This is a genomic window from Gimesia algae, assembly GCF_007746795.1.
Classification (GTDB): Bacteria; Planctomycetota; Planctomycetia; order Planctomycetales; family Planctomycetaceae; genus Gimesia; species Gimesia algae.
Map to the genome: position 1 here is coordinate 6,214,357 of NZ_CP036343.1, position 17,651 is coordinate 6,232,007.

Here is a 17,651-nt window from a genome sequence, read left to right on the forward strand (position 1 = left end):
ATTGCCGCGCCCACCAGAATCGCAACAAGGTATTCACAGGCAGCAACGCCCACCCCCCGTTTAAAAGTCGTTGGCAATAATCCGGCTAATACTCCTGCAGAAACCAGGAAACTGAACGGGAGAGCGAGCAGACTGGGAACCAGAGTGTGCCATGGTTCTGATATCGATTGCAGAACACTCGCTCCGACTGCCCCAATTACGCTTCCCACGATCCAGTTAGCAACACCAGTGATCAGAACAATTCCCATTGCATTCATCATGGTTGGCTCCGGGACTTTATCTGGGTGATCGTCACCAAACCCGGCAAATTTATTAAACATGGTTATGGCAGCGCGAAGAATCACTGCTCCGATCGCCAATCCAATAGGCAGAGCGATGAACACAACACAAAGAATCCCGACAAAAGGATCAGGAGCCCCTAATACAAAGGTAGTCGAATTCAGCATCTACTTGACCCTTTATTACTAAACCAGAACGAGAGATACTCAACAAGGCAAACAGTATACCTAGATACACATATCCATGCGTATCGTCAACCCAACTCATCGATCGGTTCACATTTTTTATTAATTAAAGCATTCTGATGACTTTTACATTTTAAAGAGCCAGGAAATGATGAGCTTTCTCGCTTCTTATAATTCATGAACATGTCTCCTGTTATATTCGCAATCCTCTCTGTAAAAATCTGCTGTGATTGACTTTATCAACAGCCTTAATCGGATTTAACCAGAGCATCTCTTGATCTAACAGGCTCGATCAAATGATCCTGAATAAGCTGCTGTTAAACTGCACACAGTCTAATATCCAGAATTCACGGCGTCTGAACAGCCCGCCAATCCTGTGAGAGTGCAGTTGTAATAGAATTCAGGTGCCAACGGATTCGGGCGATACGAATATGTTCTCCACTGCGGTCATTCAAGAGGTCGCTGCGATCAATTCGAGAACAGGAGCAACTCCGATCAGCCTTAAGTTCGACCGTCGTTAACCGCAACAGCATGCTTAGCGAATGTATTTTTCAGCGATGATGACAAAACAACAAAACCATGTCACAAGATGTTCTGATAGACAGACCGTGCGGGTTTATTCGTCATCGACGCGATTGATCAGCGCGTTGTAATCCTTGAGGCAGCGTTCCACCAGTTCCTTCAGCTCTTTGAACTCGGCCTGGTTTGCATGGGAAGAGGTGACGAGCGGCTGCATCCAGCCTTGCATCAGATCGAACTGTGTTTCCAGTACATTCAAAAGAGAACGCGGAATTTTATTCACGACCGTTATTCTGTCATCGGGCGTAGAAGCGGATGCTTCTCCCCCGTGAGTAGGCCCGTGCTGTGCCGAGCGCGTTCTGATAGACTGCTCGAACATTGTAGTCACATCTTTAGTTCCGGTCGTCAATGCAGCCTGAATCGCGTGTAGACTCTCTGCCAGATGCTGGAAACGTTCCGCAAAATCTTTGGCATGCAGATCCAGATTCGATTCCTTCTCTGCTGTGAGTCGACCGATGCCGTCATTCATACTTTCGCGAATATCCTGCAGGCCTTCGCCAACATTCGCAAGCTGCAGAATCGCCTGCGCCATGCGATCTTCACCGCCGACACTTTTAAGCTGCTGATTTTTCCGGAATGACTTTTTGATCGTATTCCAGCGTTCCAGCTCGTCCTCGGACAAGATGCCCATCAGTTCCTTGAACTTCAACAGGTTGGCTTCGGCATCCGAAGTTAATGTCTGGACATCATTTTCGTAGTTGGAAACAATCAATGTCTCCAGTTCTTTCTCATTCATGACCGCAACTACTTTTTCGGCGATGCGGTTCATGTTGCGGTATGAGCCCTGCAGCTTGAACGCCGGTTCTGTACGGTAATCGTCCGACTGGGCAGCCGAGCGGATGTATTCACGATTCACACTCAAAATCACATCGCGCACGCGAATCAGTTTTTTCATGGTGGAAACCATCTCGTTGAGTTCTTCCACCGAGTAGTTGCCTTCCAGATCACCCCGTTCACCGGCCCCATCCTCGGCCATCTGAATGATCGCATAGATATCTTTCTGGCTGCGCGAAGAGAGTTGATTGAGCACGGGATTCGAAGTAATGCAGTTTTCCAGGTAACTCATTTCGAAGGCATCTGCATGCTCGCCAATTACTTCACCCAGGTTATAGATATCTGCACGGTTCGAAAGCATGTCCGGGATCTGAAACTTTTCGCCACTCTCGGTGTACGGGTTTCCCGCCATCACGACAGCAACCTTGCGCCCGCGTAAATCGTAAGTTCGCGTTTCTCCCTTGTAGACACCTTCAATTTTTCGCTGGGCATCGCAGAGCGAAATAAATTTCTGCAGGAATTCTGGATTACAGTGCTGAATATCATCCAGATAGATCATGACATTATCACCCATCTCGAGCGACAGGTTTAATTTCTTGACCTCTTCCCGCGCGCTGGCATTCGGGGCCGCAGCCGGGTCGAGCGAAGTCACCTGATGCCCCAGTGCGGGCCCGTTGATCTTCATAAAAATGATCCCCAGGCGATTGGCAATGTATTCCATCAGTGTGGTTTTACCGTAACCCGGGGGGGAGACGAGCATCAAGAGGCCCATCCGGTCGGTCCGTTTATTCTCGCCTGCTTCCCCCATCTGCTTGGCCAGATTGTCCCCGATGACGGGCAGATAAACTTCGTCCAGCAGTCGATTCCGGACAAATGAGGTGAGCACACGTGGTCGAAATTCATCCAGCCGCATGGCATCACGCGACCGGTCGACGATCTCTTTCTTAAGAGACAGATACGATTCAAACCGCGGCACATTCACAGACTGAAATTCAGCCAGCCGCTTCATATAACGATTGAAGTGCAAATGATATTCACCATTCTGAATTCGCGCATGCGCCCCTGACAGGCCTGGTATCTGCTGGGTCACAGTCGCATCAATCAGACGACTTCGATCCAGTTTTCCATTGAGCAACAATAATGCTACCTCATCCAGATAATCGAAGTCTTCTTCAGAACCGAGATGATCGAGATAAGCCTGCACCCAGTCACGTGACAGCAAAAACCAGTTCGCTGGATTTTCATGCGTGGCAACCAGACTGTCTTTGAATTGTTTGGCTGCGTTATTATGTTTCAGATATTTCTCAAAATCCTGATACAGATCGGCTGCTCGTTTGCTGATGACGAACGTAGATCCATGTACCAGTTCCTGAAACAGGTACTCGGCTGCCTCAGAAACCAGTGCCTGATCCAGACAGGAAATCTGCAATACAAACTGGGAAAGCTGCTGCCTGAGTTCGTTGATATAATACTGCTGCTGGCCGGTTCGTGGAAAAACCTGCATTACACTACCAAACCCGGTTAACTTGGTCGCAAATAAAGTCTTAATTTCCGGATCGCAAAAATAGTTCCAGTATAATCCTGCCAGTGCCCGGGCAGCCGACTGATAACGCAGTAGCCCTAATGCTGGTTTGATTTTCAATAGAGATTTCAAGAGTAGCAGTGCATCCTGATCATGAACTCCCTTAATATAACCTTCACTGTAGCGCGGTCCCATGAACTTCTGAATGTACGCCAGCAGTTCTTCATCCGATTGTTTTGACAGAGCAAGCAGGGACTGATCCGGATCGGCTTCAAGCGACTTCAGCAGACAGTAGGTTAAATATTCAACCCGGTATACGTCCCGGTTTTCAGAGACCACTTCCTGCCCCCAGACTTCCCTGGTTGCCAGCAGTCGTTCGTCGTCAATCTCTTCAAAGAAATTGGTACCCGTCAAATGCAACTGCAGGCTGTCATCACGAAAAACCGTGGTTAAATCGAGAGTCTGGCGATTCACCGTAAATTGGCGGCTCCCCAGCCTGATAATATTCTCGCCGTCGACAAACAGTTCCTGCTTGTCTTTCAACTGCCGAACGGTATCTTCGCGAATACTTTTCAGGCGGCCCTGAATATCGTCCACTTTGACGGTATCCTGCAGCTCACCCAGTTGGCGCACGATGTCGCGTACCTTGTCAATCATCAGATCCGAAGCAAAATAGCCATTGATCTCATTGATCGTCTTCAGTTGCTCAGCGCGACTGCGAATACCTGTCAGAATGCGATCGGCTGATTTTGCCAGCGAATTCGCCCGCTTGTTGCGACTTTCTATAATTGCCAGTTTGCGTGATTCAAAAGCCGCGTAGATTTCTTCCCGTTTTTCGGTCAACTGCTCGACAAACTCATCGAACTCAGCAAAACGACCTTCCAGTTCCTCAACCTGAATCATCAGCTTAGTGAGAAAGTCATCACACTTTTCGGGTGAATCACAGACATCAAGATAGTTCACCACGCCCTGGTTCAGCAGCTTCATCTGTGCATTGAATTCGGCCACACCTTCGACCGACATCAGCTCTTTAATGCGACGTTTGAGGGCAGCACGGGACTGGTTGATTTTAGAAAAATTCGTGGAAATATTATCAATAATCGCGGTGCGTTGAGTGGTATCTTCGACTTTCAGATTACTGACAATCTCAATCAGCATTTCCAGCTCTTTCGAACTGGCTTCGATCTCTTCCTCAACCTTCCGCGCGTCAGCAACTTTCTCGACTGTCTCGATCTGCCCGGTCGCAGCCACAATTCGATCAGCATACGGTTTCAGTGCGTCTTCCCGCATCAGGAAAGAAACGCAGCGAGTTGCCAGCTTCTCGTTCTTCTCACTGACACTTTTTTCCAACTTGTCGACCAGGCCCTGATCAACATACCGTAAATCACGGAGTGAAATCACATCGCCGCGCAGGCTCCTCAAACTGGCCAGGCTCTGTACGAAGTCATCGATTTTGTCAAAGCGACGATGATCGATATCGGTTAAAGTTTTTATTGTGAGCTTTTCAACTTCAGCCGTTTTCTGTTTCGTGTTCTGACGTAACTGCAATACTTTTTCGTACTCTGTAACAGCAGCTTCTGCAGCGCGTTTGATCTCGAGTACGACCTCACCCAGCGCGAAGGTATCCTTCTGATTAATCCAGAAGTAGGAATCGAGGACATCGCTGGTGACTTTTACCAGATCTAGATACAGATTTTCGTAGGCATCTTTACGATTAATCAATCCCAGCAACTCGTGACATTCCGCCATGCCACGCACGATATCTTTATTCCCGATTTTATTGAGGTAAGAATCCTGCTTATGGGGTACCTGAAACGAATCGCTGATATAGGGTGTGTTCCAGAGTTGTAGCGTATGATGTTTTTGCGGTTCTTCCTGACCCGAAAAACAGATCAGCTCTCCCCCTTCGAAACGGGTAAACCCGTGGCAAATCATCGGGGTGTCGAGCTTTTGTTCGATCAGATTATACTGCAGCAGGACATAGGCTCCCTGCTCGGGCTGGTAAAACACATAGAGATAGTCTTCACCATTGGGGGATGCGATTCGCTCCTGATAGAGCATATCCTGTAGATCGGTTTCGAAGGTTTTCGATTCGCCGTTTTGCAAATAATAACCATTTGAGAACACGAGCCCATGATCATCGGGAAGCAGGATACAGGCATCTTGAATGGAATCAAGGCGCTGCGCTTTCTGAAGCTTTTCGTTGTAGATGAAATAGCGATACTTTGTTTCTTTATACGGTCGAATTTTCAGCAAAATCAGAGAACCGATCACAGCATAGAAGATTTCGGCATCATCCAGAATCTGATCAGGATCGTCGACCGGCTCTGAATAAATTCCTTCGCCGATTTCAGTATTGTTCTCAATTTTGATGGTCAGATCGCCGCCTACAGTTTCAACGAATAATCGATCATCAATCGAGATGTGGGGATGCAGACCCCCGTAATGCAGATCGCGATGAGTGCGCGTCCATTGAAACTCCTGCTGCGCGGGATATTGAACTTCGTGGTCACTGCGGTTATCAATGTAAACCAGCTTGTCGTTCTGGAGTGCCCACTTGAAAGATTTAAAATCCTTCGGACCATCCCCCACCTTGAACAGCATATACAAAAAAGGGCCTTTGGCAAAAAACTTTGCGAAAGTCGCTTTTTTATAATAGCGGTAGATGTCTTTAAAGTCTTTTTCGAACGCGGGGTTTCGAATCAGATCAAGGGGCAACGCATGATAGGTGCCCTCCTTGAATTCATAGACGGCGAACACATCGCTAAGGTTGATCTCAGTCTTCAGACCAAAATTGACATTATAGCCAAACAGGAAACGATTCCCGACTGCCAGCATGTCGCGAGGAATACAGTTGTGCTCGGTTGTAATCCGATCACTGCCGACTAACCGGGTTTCGATCGAACCAAATACTTCTTTACGAAGTTCATTCAGTTTCCCCAGGCGGGCCTGTAGTTCTTTCCCATGACCTTTGAGTCGATTTTGAATAATTTCGTAGGTACTGCTTTCCAGGGAAATGACATCAGCATTACCCTCTGCAGTCTCATCTGAATCATTTTTCGAATCGGCCATTGGAATTTATTTCCCGGAAAACTCTTTACTGATTATTTTTGCAGACGAAAGAACCGACTTCAATCGGCGTTCTCTCCAGAACGTTTATTTTCGAAGAGAGACAGCCGAGTGAATGACGTGTGGGATCAAGTAAGTCTTCTGACTACTTTTCAACCTTGGCCTTCAGGAAGGAAGACACTTTTTTATCTGCAATCCCGAGGTTTTTCACGGTCGCGAGCAGACGATTCAGAGTCGACCGATCTTCTTCTCCTTCCGCCTGGACCAGCATCTGAGAAATCAGGGCGGCAATCGAGAGATTCTTGACATCTTCGAAAGACATGCCAAACCGGGAAATAAAGGTCTGGAGCTGATCTTCAAAGTAGTCGGGGTTACCGTTAAAGAATGTATTCTTTATGTCAGTTAGAGTTTCACTGTTGTGGACAAAGCGATCGATTGATTTACCACTCTTAATTGAATCCACGATCTTATCGAAGAATGTCGTTTCGCCACCCACAATATCGATGCGAGCTGATTTCAAGGCTTCTCCAACGATTCCAGCCTGGGCCTCTGCGATTTCCTGCTGAGCAGCGATGGCTGCCAATTCGATTTCCTTGTCTTTGTTGAGTCGAATCTTGAATTCTTCGTGATCACGTCCCACACCATCAAAGAGTTTCATTGCTTTGGCTTTGTCTACAATACCAGTCGCTTCCGAGCTGTATTTGAGCTGCATGACGTTGGCTTCTGCCGTTCCGGTCTTTTCGGTGGCTTCGGCTTTGGCGATCATGACGTTGGCTTCGGCCTGACCTGTTTTCTCGGTCGCAGTCGCCTTGGCAATCATCACCTGGGCATCCGCCAAACCGATTGCAGCACCATCGGCCGTCTTGGCTTCTGCCATGACTTTAATGGCATCCGATTTCTTTTCCGTCGCGGTTTTGTCTGCCTCGGCCTCAATCACAATTTTTTCGGCCAGCAGTTCGGCGGACGACTTCTTAGCTTCTGCAGCTTTGACTTCTTTGACCAGATTTTCCTGGGCTTCCATCTCCGCCTTGGTGACAGTGACTTGCTTCAGACGATCTGCAGTCGCAAATTCGTGAGTATCCTTGATCCGTTCTTCCTCTTCAACGACGGCCCGTTCTACGATCACACGTTCGCGAATCACTTCCTGGATATTGCGTTTTTCAACTTCAATGGCTTTATCTTTGTCGATTTCAGCCAGGCCGACAACGCGGGAACGCTCGGTGACTTCCAACAGTCGATCTTTTTCGACCCGTTCTTTTTCCACAGCCTCGGTGCGCTGTTTGCTCTTTTCGGCAACAATCACCTGACGCAGCTTATTCTCTTCCGCGATGGCCAGCTCTTCATCGGTACGAATGCGGGCCGTTTCTGCTTTCAGACGTTCTTCGTGTTCCACTCGTCGTGCTTCTGCATGTTCACGAGCCGTTAATGAAGCGATCTCCCGGGTCTGTTTTTCGACTGCTTCGACACGCTGACGTTCCAGTTCCAGAATGGTTTCCTGGGCTTCCACATCCTGTTTCTTGATTGTCTTCTCTTTTTCCCGAGTAATATGGTTCGACAGTACATGCTCGCGTGCCGTCAGGTCAGTGATCTTCTTGATCCCCTCTGCGTCGAGAATGTTAGTCGGACTTAATTTTTCCAGAGGCGTCTGCTCCAGGTAATCAATGGCACAGTCGTCCAGTACGTAGCCGTTCAGGTCGGTCCCGATGATCTTCAGAATCTCTTCTTTGAACTTATCCCGTTCGTTATACAGTTCGACGAAGTCGAAATGCTTCCCGACGGTCTTCAAAGCTTCGGAAAACTTGGCGTCGAATAGCTCAATCAGTGCATCGCGGCTGGATGCTCTTTTACAACCCAGTGACTGGGCCACATTGCGAATATCGCTTGCTGTATTATTGACGCGAACAAAGAATGCCACTTCGATATCCGCGCGGATATTGTCGCGGCAGATTAAGCCAACTTCCCCTTTTCGAGCAATTTCAATTCGTTTGACCGACAGATCCATCTGATCAGCTCGATGCAGAATCGGGATCACAAAGATCCCTTCTCCGTTGGCCACCTTTAAATTACCCACACCCGTGCGGACCAGAGCTTCTTCCGGGCCTACTTTGCGGTAAAAGCGGGAAACTGCAATAAAAAACCCGACTACGATTACTCCAATGAGGAGCCCCGCGACAATCACTGACTCACTGAGAAAGTCGACTCCCAACAGAAATGCTGCGGGAAATTGAAACGCCGAAATGGACATGATTTTATGACTCCTGGTTAATTTTTACGACGTAAAAAACCTGTTTTTCCAAGTTATAGTCTGCGAGGCGAACCAGATCTCCCTTCTGGATCGTTTCGTCTTCCGCACGTATATGAAGTTTCAATGGCGCTCCCTCCGTTTCCAGCTCTCCCTGGCCGAAGCGGTCAGTCACCGTGGTGCTGGTAACGACACACGATTTTCCCAGCAAGGTCTCGATCTGATTAGGAGGAGTGAATTGAAAATATCCTTTAAATGGCTGGGTTACCAGCTTGGTCACTACCAGACTGATTCCAGCGTTTCTGATCACTAATGGCAGATAATCCAGCCATGTGTGGATCTCTACTTTGGAATCGAAGTTGATTGAGAGCATCCACATACACAGTGAAAAAATACTCAACCAGAGCATGACCGGTACTTCACCGATATTCAAAAAACGTAAACCGATAAACCCAAAATCAAGAAAAGAAGTACCTTCTGTACCGATTTCAAAATCCAGATCAAAATCTAAAAAATCTAATTCCATGACCCCCAGAATGACACTGATCCAGTACAGCAGGCAAATCCCCAACAGGATGGTTACCGGCAGTGTGGGCCATTCCAGACTGGCTTTGATAATTTCAGGCACCGAATACTCCCGGACTCCGGGGTGATGGAAAAAACGGAGAGGTTACAAGCGACTCAATTTGCTCAAGCTGCGTTTAAGAAACAATTCAAGATGTACGGTTCATCAAGTATGAACCTTGAAAAGCGACTTGCAGCTATAAGAACGGGAAATTCGCTGATCGGATCACGAAAACCTGCGAAACCGGCAGATTTTTTCCCGATATCGTAATCGTTAGCAAAAAGGGAGTTGTGCAGAGAGCATTCAATATGAGGCAATCGACTGAGCAAAACGGGAAATATATCCTCGTGAGGCAATATTTTCTCAAGATTCCGATTACAACCAACCCGGATTTCTGGAAGAGCAGACGTAAAAAAAGCCACCTGTTGTAACGGTTATGTTCAACAAGCGGCTTGATTCGAAGAGTGGGCTCGAAGTCGCTATTAAGACTGAGCCTGCTCCTGCTGGAGCTCAATCGGCGGAGCCGCCATAACATGATAGCCGGAATCCACGTGATGATTTTCACCGGAGACACCGCTGGACAGATCACTGAGCAGGTACATACCTGCTTTGCCGACATCGTCCGGTGTGATATTTTTGCGAAGTGGCGACATCGTCTGATATAGTTTCATCATCAGATCGAATTCACCGACAGCCGAGGAACTGAGTGTCTTCAACGGTCCAGCACTCAGGCTATTGACGCGAATGCCCTGTGGTCCCAGTTCGTTCGCCAGATACATCACCGAGTTCTCCAGAGCCGACTTGCAGATTCCCATTACATTGTAACCGGGAATTACTTTTTCTCCGCCGAGATAACTTAACGTCAGAATGCTGCCACCTGGCTTCAAAATATCTTTGGCGCGATTGGCGACCGCCAGCAGACTGTAGACGCTGATTTCCATGGAGAGCTTGAAACCATCACGGCTCACATTATAAACGGGGCCTTTCAGGTCATCCATCGGGGCATAGGCGATCGAGTGCAACACGAAATCGATTTCCCCATATTCCGCTTTAACGGTTTCAAAAACCTTATCCAGGTCTTCGTCTTTCGTTACATCACAGGGAATCATGATTTTGGCGCCCTTGGGCTCGACCAGTTTTCGCAGGCGACGCTCCATGCGGGGACGCTCGGGATCTTTATCGGGAAGGTGAGTGAAAGCAATTTCAGCGCCTTCGTCATAAAGTTTTTCGGTGATGGCCCATGCAATTGAATGGTCATTTGCGATGCCCAAAACCAGACCTTTTTTGCCTTCAAAAAGACCCATGTGTAGTACTCCGTAAATATGATGAAATCCAGGAAGATTGACGTTACCAGAACATTCAATCCAGGGCGCATCCCTTTGAACTATCGCGCCCTTCGCTAATTTTGTACTCGTGCTAAACACCCCTGGAGACGCTACAGTCAACCTGGTCTCAGGCTGTTGCTGATTCCGGTTCGATCCAGGCCGAATTCGGGGGAGATCAGAAGCGTGCGGCACATTCTCACATCAGTCGAACCTGTTGACGGACCGGTAACGCAGACACGAATCTCACTCCAGCTGGGTATAAACTATTCGAATTGAACGAAATAGAAAAGTCAAAGGCGGCTTGTTGTTCGTGAAAACAGCAAACCGCCTTGAATCTGGTGCAATATGGTAAGAATTAAGGACCTACTCCAGCGCCCCCACCATGGTGGAAGACTCCTGATCTGACTGCACGCCCTCTTCACCTTCGTTTTCCTCATCTTCCTTATTCGGGAAGATAGCATCGACGAAACCTCGCAGGTGTGCACTGCGGGTCTGGTGCTGTAATTTTCGCAAAGCCTTGGATTCAATCTGACGAATTCGCTCGCGGGTTACTTTGAAGATACGACCAGTTTCTTCCAATGTATAACTGTAGCCATCACCTAAGCCATATCGCAGACGGATAATTTCACGCTCGCGATACGTCAGGCTCTTGAGAACATGCTCAATTTTGTCTTTCAGCATTTCACGCATCGCTGCATCTGCGGGAGAGGATTCATGTCCATCTTCCAGGAAATCACCGAAGCTGCTGTCTTCACTTTCGCCAACCGGCGTATCCAGGCTGATGGGATGTTTCCAGGTCTTCATGATCCGTTCGGTCTCTTCCACACCCAGACCGACAGAATCTGCCAGTTCTTCCATGGTGGGTTCACGACCGGTTTCCTGACGAATCTGTTCGCTGCGTGCTTTCAGAGTGGAAATGCTCTGGAACATGTGCACGGGAATACGGATGGTGCGGGCATGGTCGGCGACAGCGCGGGTAATGGCCTGACGAATCCACCAGGTAGCATAAGTCGAAAACTTATAACCGCGGCGATATTCATATTTTTCCACACCACGCATCAGGCCGGCATTTCCTTCCTGAATCAGGTCCAGAAAGCTTAAGCCACGATTTCTGTATTTTTTAGCAATCGAGACGACCAGCCGCAGGTTTCCGCCAGAAAGCTGCTGCTTGGCTTCGGTCCAGTCATCAAAACGACGTTTGATTTCTCGTGAACGTGTCTGAAAGTCTTCAGAAGTTTCAACCACCATGATGGTCAACTCAGACAACTCGCGTTCCAGCAGGCGGTGATCGGTGGCCTTGTGACGCAGTTGCTTATAATCATCAAGCTGTTCCTGAACTTCCCGCATCCGACCGGCGATCTGATGAATACGCTTCAGTACGGGTTGCAGACGTTGCGTACGCAGACAGAGTTCTTCACAGAGGGTTGCCATTTTCTGACGACGAATCATCATCCGTTTTTGAACTTCACGCTGTTCAACTTTACCGAGTTCACCTGACTGAACGAGTTCAAAATCATCAAAGTTTTTCTGGAGGAGCGCCTTTAAGGTCGTGATGTTAAAAGGCATCCGTCCCATAATCTGGTCTTTGGTCGCATCTTCCGTATCAGAGGTCCGTAAGGTCCGCTCAAAAGGAAGCTCGCCAGCAAACACTTTTTCCAGAGTGTCGATGGCAATCTTGAGTGCGAAATCAGACTCCAGAACAGTGCGCCGAAATCGCTTACGAGTGATTTCAATTTTCTTGGCCAGAAAGATTTCGCGCGAGCGACTCAATAGTGGAATATTACCCATCTGGCTCAGATACATGCGAATGGGATCACGTGATGAGAGTGAGGTTTCCGGTTCCACAATGGAAGAAGAAGCATCATCTGAATCTTCATCGCTCCCTTGTGCCACATCTGAATGGGTGTTGGTTGATTTATCGACGGTGGCTACTTCCTCATCATCAATATCCGCATTCGGATCATCAATGAGATCAAGGCCCCGCTCTTCCAGTCCCACGACAATATATTCAATCAGCGCGGGATCGCCTCCTTCGTCTGGGAGGAACGTATGAACCTGTTGAAATGTTAAAAAACCTTGTTTTTCCGCTTCCTGAAATAGTGAGTTCAGATTTGCATCGAAACGGTGCACGGGTCACTCCCTTAATTTGTATTATCAAAAAAATTACGGCCACACGTCCGTGTGTAACCACGGCGTTTCTGTTTATGAGAATAAAAGGACAGTGTGATCAGCAGGCGTCAAAATTGATCTTTTCACTATACTTTTCCAATGTTTTCAACTATGTCGACTCAATACTTTATTACTGCCACTCTACTCATCGCCCACCAATACCTATAGCGATAGAGCTATGAATTCATCGCAAAAAACTCCAAAACACACTGGTGTTATTTGTACCTGCTGCCGAATCGTTCCCTCTGCCTGGAGCCAAGCTTAAGCTGGACCCGAAGCACAAGTTGATCACTAGAGGTAAGTTGGGTATTGCGTAGAGCATCTGAAAAACTAAGTTGCTCAAATACGCTTTGATGCGCTTCGTCGGAGCATCCGATTCGCCAACAAAATTAATCAAGAGGGTTCTCTCCCAAGACATCCTTACTTCTCCCGAGAACCTGAAAAAAGCTAATAAGCCTCCAGCTCATATAGCCCCATCCTACCACAACTTTTCATAACGTCTACGGAAATCCACAACGCCGATTTAAAAATAATTAAAAAACCTCTACAACGTTATCAGATAACCACTTACGTGTGCAAAAAAGTTTCCCCCTTACCTGAAAAACAGCAAAAACCCAAAATCAGCTCAAGTCAGTCAAACTGAAATTCGCGTCAATCTTTATTATGAAAGCACTCTATATTGGGAAACAGGATGTAACCTGATTCTCTACATACATTTTCACACCCCTGGTTGAATAGTCAATCCCCTGATTTCAAACAGATCCTGAACAAATAGTGAAGTTATTCCGAAAAGTAAGCTCAGCGCAAGACGATTTCTGAAGACACCTCTGGAAACAAATTCGCTTGATTGAACTTATGATAAGGCTTGATATACTGGGAGGACACGAGTTTTCCATAGTTTGTTTAATTAAAGTCGGGCGGCGATTACTGTCTCACCAGAGCCCCTGGTGCGTGATCCTTAACCTTGCTGGAATTTATTGGCTGTAGTTGAGAAAGTGGAACCAGTTCAAATGAGCGCAGAAGACGTAGAGAAAACATCGAGCGAAGCTGTCAAAGGGTTAAAAGGGATTATTGCAGCTGACAGTTCTATCTGTTTAGTAAATGGAACCATTGGAAAGCTGCTGTATCGTGGATATAACATCGACGATCTGGCAGAGAATGCGACTTTTGAGGAAGTTTCTTTTCTGTTATTAAATGGAGAACTTCCTACCGCCACTCAACTCGCAGCCTATCAGGCTGAGCTTAAAGAGTACCGCAGCATTCCCGCGGAACTGATTGAGACCCTGAAAAGGCTCCCCGTTTCAGCACCGCCGATGGCACTGCTGAGATCGATCACATCACTGGCAGGTGTCTATGACCCCAACGCGGAAATTGAGACGTTTGAGAATCGACTGCAGATCTCGATCAAACTGATTTCCCAGATTCCGACCATCGTGGCGGCTATTCACCGCATTCGCCAGGGACTCGAGCCCGTTGATCCCGATCCCGAACTGTGCCATTCCGGCAACTTCATGTATATGATCAATGGCGAGAAACCAAGTGAAGATGCAACCCGTGCCATGGATCTCATCCTCACACTACATGCAGAACACGGATTGAACGCCAGTACGTTTACCGGTCGTGTCATCATCGCGACTCTGCCTGATATTTATTCCGCCATCACAGGTGCCATCGGCGCACTGAAGGGGAAACTGCATGGGGGAGCGAACACAGAAGTCCTGAAAACACTCTTCGAAATCGGTTCGGTCGAAAATGTAGCACCCTACGTGAAAAAAGTCCGCGAGGCCAAGGGCAAATTTATGGGCTTCGGACATGCCGTTTATCAGGTGGAAGATCCACGTGCAAAGCACTTGAAAGAACTTTCACGGCGACTGGGAGAGGAGACCGGCGAACCCAAGTGGTATGAGATGTCCATTGAGATGGAAAAACTCGTCTACGAAGAAATCAAGCGAAACTGCAATGTCGACTTTTACTCAGCCAGTCTCCAGCATTATATGGGGATCCCGGGTGACCTGTTTACCTGCATTTTTGCGGCCAGTCGCATCGCTGGCTGGTGTGCTCATATCCTGGAACAATTGGATGGGAATAAAATCATCCGTCCCAAAGCCAACTATATCGGCTATGAAGAACGCCCTGTCATTCCGGTAAGCGAACGTTAACAGTTTTTAAATTGATTTAGCTCACAAACCCCGGTTTTCAACCGGGGTTTTTTCTGCTGAGAGAAATAGAAGCTCTCATGCATAGAGATACTCTCAAAATACTGAATCAGACAGGAAGCCGCCAACCATGCGAAACGCACTTCGTTTTGTGGATTTCCAGACCGGGTTACTCTGCTTTCTCTGTCTGCTCTGCCTGGCACACTCGGCTGAATGCGGTGTGATCTATGTCGATAATCGGGCAGGAAACAATGCGCTGAACGGTATCTCTCCCAAAATTGTTTCCGGCAAAAACGGCCCGGTAAAATCAATCAAAAGAGCACTGGAGTACGCGCGGCCCGGTGACAAAATCATCCTGATCAATAACGACATGCCCTACCATGAATCGTTCACTCTCTCAGGGAAACGCTTCAGTAGCAGCGGCCAGGAGAAGTTTACGATTCTAGGCAATGGCGCCACGATCAGCGGTGCCATCCCTGTCCCCCAGGATGGCTGGAGATCATTAAAGAACGGCCTGTGGAAGGTCACTCCATTCAGAAAGGGATACTTTAATCTTTACCTGGAGGGAAAAACCCTGCCGGAATATCGTCCTGAAACAGACGAGGAAGTCAAGTTGACCGACATTCCGCCTGGAAGCTGGGCTGTTCATAAAGGAGCAATTTATTACCGCGAATTGAAAAATCAGCTCCCTCCCAGGGAAGCATTTTCCCTTGCTGGTATGTCCGTTGGTCTGTCACTGATCGATGTAGAGGGGGTTCAGATATCGGATGTGACGTTTGAAAATTTTCGCATCGACGGCATTAATGTTCATGACCGCTGTAAGAATATCATCCTGAAGAAGGTCACCTGTACCGGGAACGGGCGCTGTGGCCTGGCAGTCAACGGAACCTCACAGGTGGAAGTGATCGACTCAGAACTGAAAGGGAATCGGTTGGAAGACCTGCTGATTACGGAACAGGGTGTGGCAAATCTGAAGCAGACCACACTGGGTAAGAAAGCAGCTTTGGCTCCCTGAGCCTGCTTTCAACCGCTTTCCCTAACCGCCTCCACCTCATGCTCCCCCCCCTCCAGTTCTTCCAGCTCATTTTCGGCCTCCCGCTCTGCTTCGCTGAATTTCAATCCTTCCCGGTTCGAATAATACAAGCCGATTAGAGTTACCGGAAAATACTGCGAGAGCTGATAGTAAATTGAAGCAGAAAATGCATCTGCATTTGAAACGCCGAATGCCTCTAAACTCACGGAAAAGCAAAGCTGAACGACTCCGAAAAAGCCAGGTGTTGAGGGGACGATAACCCCGAATGCAGTAACTCCCAGCACAACAAAGGCAGCCAGGGGTGAGACATGAATATTAAAGCTCCAGAGTGCTATATAAACACTGATTCCATTGAAAAGCCATTGCGCGAATGATGTCCAGATGATCCCGAAGCAAAGTCTCTTGCTCTTCAGTGATGCCATTCCCAGTGCCCCGGCCCTCATCATCTCCAGCACTAGATGGGTCAGTTTTTCCGGTAGAAAAGGGAGATAACTGAAAATACTGCTAAACAGACGAATCACTGCTTCGGTCCAGAGAAGATAGGCAGCCACCGCAATGATCATGACTACAATCCCTAAAGCGACAAAGAGACTGATCGAATGATATTTTTCTGGGAGGTTCGGGGCAAAATAGATCCCGATTCCCAGATAAACGAGAATGGCAATCACATCGAATAACCGTTCCAGCACCAAGGTGGACAGGACCGTCGTTTTCGGAATTTCAAACTGACGGCTCAAAACATAGACGCGCAAAAATTCACCAAGGTGAGCAGGCAGGATGTTATTTCCCATAAAGCCAATCATCATTGCCGGCGTGACCTGGGATACGCTCAGTTTTTTGATGGGTTCCAGCAGCATTTGCCATCGCAATGCTTTCATCCAGAAAAACAGAAACAGCAACGCCAGCATCAAAGGAAGTGTCCAGTAATTGGCATGTCTGAAACTCGTGGAGATCTGCGCAAAGTCAATTCCCCAGACTGCTGCCACCAGGCAGGTGATTGTGACAATCACACCAAGTAGCAATTTGATCAACTTTGACTTATTGATGGGAACAACTCCTGAAGTAACCTGTGTGTTTCATGACTCTAACCAGTGCTGGAGCGGAATGATTTTTAACGAATCGACAGGAAAAATCATACAGCATTCTCTTAACACCTGCTATCTGAATATTATCGCCATACCTCTAGCACTTCCCATTTTCACATATCTAGTTGATTTGCAGCAGGAATTTTTTACAATATTGGTACCTTTCAGTTAAAACCTCTTGCCAACTTAATGAGAGAATTTTATCCTGCTTCCCTCTTCGTATGCTTCATCGAACCCTTCCTGTTCCATCAGAGATACGAAGCCTACCCCGGAAACATTCCCGTTCGGATGACTGGAATATTTAATCAAGGGACTGAACGCAAGGAGCTCATGGATGAGCATTTTAAAAGTCTATTACCCGGATGAACCCCAGACCGAGCCTGTCGTCTCTCTGGAAGAAACTACACCGACGATTCTGCCGTTTCAGCGAGCAAATGTGAAGAAATCTCACAGCCGCAAACAGGAAGACTGGGTTCTGAAACGCGCCCGTACTATTTTCCTGAATCAGCAATGCAACGATTGCGGCAGTTCGGCTGTCGAAAAGCTGGAACTGCGGGATGGTCTACTGAACCAGAAAAATCGTCTGATTCCCGGTACAGCGACAGTCGTCGGATTCCGCTGTCACTCCTGTGATTCAGAATGGCCTGCCTGAGCGGGCAGCATACAGG

At 47.8% G+C, this 17,651-nt stretch carries 10 protein-coding genes (1 of these 10 running past the window's edge); 3 read left to right on the forward strand and 7 right to left on the reverse strand.

Going from position 1 to position 17,651, the window contains the following annotated elements; genetic code table 11:
* The 6 genes from Pan161_RS23190 to Pan161_RS23215 form a co-directional block, all read right to left on the reverse strand.
* Nucleotides 1-446: the 5' portion of a hypothetical protein gene (locus Pan161_RS23190; RefSeq protein ID WP_145231126.1), read on the reverse strand. The gene continues 46 nt to the left of window position 1, outside the view; 446 of the gene's 492 nt are visible here — the first part of the coding sequence; its start codon is at nt 444-446; its stop codon lies off the left edge, out of view.
* A 634-nt stretch (nt 447-1,080) separates the two neighbouring features.
* Nucleotides 1,081-6,411 carry a DNA repair ATPase gene (locus tag Pan161_RS23195; protein WP_145231127.1) on the reverse strand — a complete coding sequence of 1,777 codons (5,331 nt, stop codon included), beginning with the start codon at nt 6,409-6,411 and terminating at the stop codon, nt 1,081-1,083.
* 142 nt (nt 6,412-6,553) lie between these two features.
* The gene (locus Pan161_RS23200) at nt 6,554-8,653 is read right to left on the reverse strand and encodes a flotillin family protein (protein WP_197995477.1); all 2,100 of its coding nucleotides are present in this window, start codon (nt 8,651-8,653) and stop codon (nt 6,554-6,556) included.
* Nucleotides 8,654-8,657: 4 nt separating this feature from the next.
* Entirely contained in the window at nt 8,658-9,278 is a 621-nt protein-coding gene (locus Pan161_RS23205; protein WP_145231128.1) for a hypothetical protein, read from the reverse strand.
* 419 nt (nt 9,279-9,697) lie between these two features.
* Entirely contained in the window at nt 9,698-10,519 is an 822-nt protein-coding gene (locus Pan161_RS23210; protein WP_145231129.1) for an enoyl-ACP reductase FabI, read from the reverse strand.
* A gap of 384 nt (nt 10,520-10,903) precedes the next feature.
* A complete protein-coding gene (locus tag Pan161_RS23215) occupies nt 10,904-12,670 on the reverse strand; it encodes a sigma-70 family RNA polymerase sigma factor (protein WP_145231130.1) in 1,767 nt (588 codons plus the stop codon).
* Between the two features lie 1,049 nt (nt 12,671-13,719).
* Between Pan161_RS23215 and Pan161_RS23220 the strand changes: the two genes are divergently transcribed.
* Nucleotides 13,720-14,868, forward strand: a complete 1,149-nt coding sequence (locus Pan161_RS23220) for a citrate synthase (protein ID WP_145231131.1) — start codon at nt 13,720-13,722, stop codon at nt 14,866-14,868.
* Between the two features lie 127 nt (nt 14,869-14,995).
* Entirely contained in the window at nt 14,996-15,880 is an 885-nt protein-coding gene (locus Pan161_RS23225) for a right-handed parallel beta-helix repeat-containing protein (protein WP_145231132.1), read from the forward strand.
* An 8-nt stretch (nt 15,881-15,888) separates the two neighbouring features.
* Here Pan161_RS23225 and Pan161_RS23230 read toward each other — a convergent pair whose 3' ends face one another.
* Nucleotides 15,889-16,929, reverse strand: coding sequence for a lysylphosphatidylglycerol synthase transmembrane domain-containing protein (locus tag Pan161_RS23230; protein ID WP_197995478.1), 1,041 nt, complete (start codon nt 16,927-16,929; stop codon nt 15,889-15,891).
* A gap of 388 nt (nt 16,930-17,317) precedes the next feature.
* Here Pan161_RS23230 and Pan161_RS23235 point away from each other — a divergent pair, with 388 nt between their 5' ends.
* Complete coding sequence (locus Pan161_RS23235) at nt 17,318-17,635, forward strand: hypothetical protein (RefSeq protein WP_145231134.1); 318 nt, start codon at nt 17,318-17,320, stop codon at nt 17,633-17,635.
* Nucleotides 17,636-17,651 lie beyond the last annotated feature (16 nt).